4 protein-coding genes are annotated in these 5,570 nt (G+C 62.2%); all 4 read left to right on the top strand.

The window, feature by feature from the left end; translation table 11 throughout:
* A partial coding sequence (locus ACQKDV_RS18140; protein ID WP_427785603.1) for a hypothetical protein occupies positions 1-670 on the top strand: 670 nt, incomplete at its 5' end.
* A 558-nt stretch (positions 671-1,228) separates the two neighbouring features.
* Positions 1,229-3,349: a methyl-accepting chemotaxis protein gene (locus ACQKDV_RS18135; protein ID WP_427785602.1), complete on the top strand. Its 2,121-nt coding sequence runs from the start codon at positions 1,229-1,231 to the stop codon at positions 3,347-3,349.
* A gap of 782 nt (positions 3,350-4,131) precedes the next feature.
* The gene (cyoA, locus tag ACQKDV_RS18130; RefSeq protein WP_427785600.1) at positions 4,132-5,175 is read left to right on the top strand and encodes a ubiquinol oxidase subunit II; all 1,044 of its coding nucleotides are present in this window, start codon (positions 4,132-4,134) and stop codon (positions 5,173-5,175) included.
* 2 nt (positions 5,176-5,177) lie between these two features.
* Positions 5,178-5,570 (top strand): cbb3-type cytochrome c oxidase subunit I (locus ACQKDV_RS18125; RefSeq protein WP_427785598.1); only part of this gene is annotated, 393 nt, incomplete at its 3' end.

The following is a 5,570-nucleotide window of genomic DNA, read 5'->3' as shown; positions in this document are numbered from 1 at the left end:
TTGGAAATCGATCAATTCAACTCACGTGTTGCGCTTGCAAGTTGAGACCGCCCTTGATCAGGCCCGCGACCAAGCCCGGCAAGCGGTCGCTGAATACGTTCAGTCCGGATTGCCGTCACTCGCAAAGTCCAAGCCCACTAGCTGCACGCTCGAAACGCTGCTCAACGATCATTTTGAGCCTTGGGCGATAGCTGAGCTCAAGGGCGGTCGTCAATACCCAGACCGCATTCGATCAGTGTTCCCGTGGCTGTTACGCCGTCAGATCATCGAAATCGACGTGCCCACGATGGAGCGATGGTGGCGTGGGCGTGTCACTGGCCCCGATGCCGTCACCAAGGCTACTGCAGCGCGCGACTTCGCTTGCCTGCGGTCTGCTTTGTTCCGTGCGGTCGAGTGGAAGTTGATCGAGACCAATCCTTTGATGGGCATGCGTCAACGATCAGCGGCTAGCCGCAAGGTGGTTCGGTTCCTGTCCCCGGACGAAGAAGCGATGCTCCGGGCTGCGCTCGCCGTACGCGATCTAGCTGGGGTTGAGGGGAGGGCGAACGCCAATGCGGCCCGACGCAAGTACCGGCAAGCGGTTCTGCCTGATTTGCCGATGGACGGGTACGTCGATCACCTGACCCCGGTGGTCCTCACAGCCATCAATACCGGCATTGCGGCGGAGTGAACTGCTGTCGATGACATGGGCGGACATCAACTGGGAAGCCAAGGTGCTGATCATTCGAGCCGATTGGCATGGTGGCGCTGCCAGCCCCCGCGCTTCCCCGCCACACTTTGCCAAACTTCCGCGCCCCCAGTGCCCCTACGCTGTACGCGCGTGCCGTATTCCTCTTGGTGCGTCATCGCTGCCAATACCCGCTCCGTCCACGGCGTTCGGGTGCGTTTGCGTGGGAAATATCTTTTAAAAACAAAAAGTTGAATTGATTCAGGTCAATGTGAAAAACAGCCTGCCGGCGGAGTATCCGCTCCAGGCAACCACGCCATGGCACTCCCATTGACGAACAATGTCGCGGGAAACCATGGCGCGGAATCCCTCTGTAAGGCGAGGTAGTCGGCAGCGGATGGACTTCGGGATGAGGTGTAGGCCTCTGCCCGCAGTCAGTTGAAAGCGGGCGCGCTCCGAAGCGCTACCGATGTCATCCGCCCCTGGGCGAGCGCGCCTCACAGCATCTCTCCATGAACCTCGGGATGGAGTGCCGAGGTCCCCACCCAGACCGTGAGCAGCATGACAGACAGTTCCATGACGAACGGAACAACGTTCAGATTTCGCGCCCTGCGAAACACCCGTATATCCACGCGCCTGCATCTCATCAACATCGCAGCGGTCATAGGTCTGGCCGCCATCTGCGTGTATGCCGGCATGAGTACCCGCGCCTCCCTGATGGAAGAACGCCGCCATGCGCTGTCCGATGTCATGGACGCCACGCTTGGCACCCTCCGTTTCTACGTCCAGCAGGAGCAGTCCGGCGCACTCAGCCGCGAGGTTGCCCAGCAGCGCGCGCTCGCCATGGCGCATGAAATCCACTATGGCGAAGGCAACTACATCTGGATCAACCATGTGATCGACGCGCACCAGGCGAAGCGGCTGATGAATGGTGGCAACGACAAGTTCGTAGGGAGTGTCGCCAATTCGCCTGCCGATGCCGAGTTCATCCGTCTGGTACGCGAATCCAATGGCGGCGTCATCAACCAGGAATGGCCAAGGCCCGGTACCGACAAGCCGGTGCCGAAGATCACCGAAGTGCGCGGCGTCAAGGAGTGGAACTGGATTGTGGGCTCGGGCGTGTACGTGGACGACCTGGACCGTGTTTTCTGGACCGCCATGGGGCGGTTGGGCCTGATTTTCCTGGTGGTGTGGGCTGCGTTGACGGCGGCGGTTGTCCTGATCAGCCGCTCGATCATTTTGCCGCTGCGTGAGGCCACGAACGTAGCCGGCGCAATCGCCGATGGCCGGCTCGACAACGCCATCAGCGAGCAGGGCAACAATGAAGTTGGCCTGCTGCTCGGTGGCATGGGCAGGATGCAGGCGCAGCTGAAGGCGGTGATGAACGCACAGAGCGACATGGCCAGGGAACACGATGCCGGAATGATCCGGTTCCGCATGGATGACCATGGCTTCTCCGGCGAATTCGCCACGATGGTGCGGGAGACGAATGCGCTGGTGGACGCCCATGTGCAGACGCAGATGCACCTGATGGACATCATGGGGCAGTACGCCAAGGGCGACCTGACCCACAATCTGCGCGACTACCCGGGTGACAAGCACCTGTTGACCGAGACAATGGCCGGCGTCAAGAGAAATCTCCAGGCCATCAATGGCGAAATAGGCCGGTTGTCCAACGCGGCCTCGCAAGGCGACTTCAGCCAGCGCGGCGACGTGGACCGCTTCGAGTATGACTTCCGCCGCATGGTGGATGCGCTGAATACCATGATCGGCAGTGCGGACGAGAATCTTTCGAGAATTTCGCAGCTTCTGGGGCGTATTGCCGAAGGTGACCTGACCGCCCGGATCGACGGGGAGTTCAAGGGGGTCTTCGCTCGCATGCGCGACGACGCCAACGCAACGGCCGAGAACCTGACGAAGATCGTCAGCGAGATCCAGTCGGTTGCCGGGAACATCAGTGGCGCGGCCTCCGAGATCGCTGCGGGCAACGACGAACTCTCCAAGCGGTCGGAGCGTCAGGCCGCCGATCTGGAAGAGACCGCAGCCTCGATGGAGGAGCTGACCTCCACTGTCCAGCAGAACGCGAGCAGCTCGCAGCAGGCGGACGCGGCGGCAAAGGAGGCCTCCCGGTCGGTTGCCCGGGCGGCCGACGCAATCGGCGATACAGAGCGGGTCATGGCCGATATCAGCGAGTCGTCAGCCCGCATCGGGGACATCATTTCCGTCATCGACGGCATTGCATTCCAGACCAACATCCTCGCCTTGAACGCGGCGGTCGAGGCCGCGCGGGCCGGCGAGCATGGACGTGGCTTCGCTGTTGTCGCCAGCGAGGTGCGGACGCTGGCGCAACGCTGCGCGGTGGCCGCGAAGGAAATTGCATCGCTCATCCAGACCTCCGGTGAACGGGTGGAGCAGGGGCGCGAACGTAGCGCAGCGTCTGCCGCAGCCATTGCCGATGTCCTGAAGGTGGCGGCGAGGACAACCGCGTTGATCGATGACATCGCGGCTGCCAGCGCGGAGCAGGCGGCAGGTATCGAGCAGGTCAACCAGGCGGTCATCAGCATGGACCAGACCACCCAGCAGAATGCGGCGCTGGTAGAGGAGGCGATGGCTGCCGCCAAGCAGCTCGAATCGCAGTCCCAGGTCCTGGTCGGTGCCGTGTCCGCATTCAAGGTGGCCTGAACGCAGGACCGGTCACGGGTGGTTGCCAGCGGCGGTCCGGATTCAGGGCCGTCGCTGCGCCTTCGTGAGGGGGATGGACGGCCGGGCAGGCCGTGAATGCGTCGAATCTGCTTTTCGCGAGCCACGAAGGAATCATCAACATCCCACAGGGGGTGTTTCGCCTTCCGGTGTCTGGCGGGTGGCCGGTACCGGCCATGAGACCGGATCGGGCGCAATCACAGCAGCGTCCGTACGCCCGGACGCGCCGTTGTCAGTGCTTTCGGGCTGTGCTCCGCGCCCTACGGGAGCCGGCACTGAAAATCTCCCTCATCGGGACCGGTGAGGTTCGCCTCTCCCGTGCGTGGGCCTGGACTTCTGGGGGCATTGGTCTGTCGGTGGACGCGGGTTCCGGGCCTGGGCAGGGAAGGGTAGCGGGCCGTGGCATTCACAGAGACGCTCGTCTTGACGACGCCAAGGGGGGCTCTGGGCTGCGATCCGGTGTCGTCTGCGCGGGCACTCAATATATATGAATGCATTCAGCGTACTGTGCCGAAGCCGGCCTCAACGCCCCGACGTGGCTGGCCGGGCCTTGGAGTGTGCCCGCTGCGACAACGTGTCGCAGCACTATCCGGTCACTTCCTGCGTTGGATCATTGTCAATGCCCTTCTTTAATGATGCGTGACGGCCTAAAATTGAAAGGCTGACTCGACCCCACCTCACTGCCTGTCTCACCGCAGGCGGGACCGGCTTCGGCCGGAGCGGGCAGGACGGGGAACGGCATTCCCTCGCAATTGGATCGACCGATGATTCCGTTGAAAACCCTTGGGCGCTGGTTGCGCCCGGGCCTGCTGCTGTCGTTGCTGGTGATGCTCACCGGTTGCGATGCCGTGGCCATCCTCAGTCCGAAGGGCCAGATCGGCCAGGATGAGAAGACCCTGCTGATCACGGCCACCGTGCTCATGCTGCTGGTCGTCATCCCGGTCATCATCATGACCCTGACCTTCGCGTGGAAGTATCGCGCCTCCAACACCAAGGCCCGTTACGAGCCGAAGTGGTCCCACTCGACGGCGATCGAGGTGGTGGTGTGGTCGATCCCGTGCATGATCGTGCTGGTCCTGGCGGTGCTGACCTGGCGTTCCTCGCACGCGCTCGACCCATACAAGCCGCTGGAATCGGACGTCAAGCCGGTCACCATCGAGGCGATCTCGCTGGACTGGAAGTGGCTGTTCATCTATCCGGAAGAGAAGGTTGCGGTCGTCAACGAGATCAAGTTCCCGGTCAACACCCCGCTGAACTTCAAGATCACCTCCGACACGGTGATGAATGCATTCTTCATCCCGCACCTGGGCAGCATGATCTATTCGATGGCGGCGATGGAGACCAAGCTCCACCTGATCGCCAACGAAACCGGTGAATTCCCCGGCATGTCCTCGCACTACAGCGGCCTGGGCTTCGCCAAGATGCACTTCACCGCGTATTCGGTCACCGATGCTCAGTACCGCCAGTGGCTGGACCAGGTCCGCGCCGGCAAGGAAACGCTGGACAAGGCCTCCTTCAAGGCCCTGGGCGAAGCGAAGAATTCCGAGTGGTACCCGGTCACCTACTACGGCACCGTCGAAGAGGGCCTGTTCGGCTGGGTCCTGGCCAAGCACATGGGTGACAACAAGCACTACGGCATGAAGCATGAGCAGGCCGGCGCTGCCGCCGCCGATGCGTCCAGCCATGAAGCGCACGAGGGGCACGCCCCGAGCGACGCGCATGATTCCAAGGAATCCGGGAAGAACCTGGATGCCACCGAAGAACACGAACACGCGGGCCATGAAGGCCACATGGGTTCGGGAGAATGAACATGCTGGGAAAACTCTCTCTTGAGTCGATCCCCCACGATCCGATCGTGCTGACCACCCTGGTCGGCGCGGTGCTGGGTGGCCTGGGCGTCATTGCCCTGGTCACCAAGTTCAAGCTGTGGGGCTATCTGTGGAAGGAGTGGTTCACTTCGGTGGACCACAAGAAGATCGGCGTGATGTACCTCATCGTCGCCTTCGTCATGCTGCTGCGCGGTTTCTCCGACGCCATCATGATGCGTACCCAGCAGGCCATCGCCGTTGGCGGTTCCGAGGGTTACCTGCCGCCGCACCACTACGACCAGATCTTCACCGCCCACGGCGTGATCATGATCTTCTTCGTGGCAACCAGCAAGGCCGACAGCGCGCCGATCAGTACGCCCAGGCGCATGCCATCG

Source organism: Stenotrophomonas sp. NPDC077659 (assembly GCF_050268705.1).
In the GTDB taxonomy this organism is placed as follows: Bacteria; Pseudomonadota; Gammaproteobacteria; order Xanthomonadales; family Xanthomonadaceae; genus Stenotrophomonas.
The sequence above is the reverse complement of the archived record's forward strand: the minus strand, read 5'-3'. Positions and strand labels throughout refer to the sequence as shown.

Bases quoted from the DNA above. Each gene is read 5' to 3' on its own strand.
- ACQKDV_RS18135 (WP_427785602.1), top strand. From the start codon at position 1,229: ATGACAGACAGTTCCATGACGAACGGAACAACGTTCAGATTTCGCGCC.
- cyoA (WP_427785600.1), top strand. From the start codon at position 4,132: ATGATTCCGTTGAAAACCCTTGGGCGCTGGTTGCGCCCGGGCCTGCTG.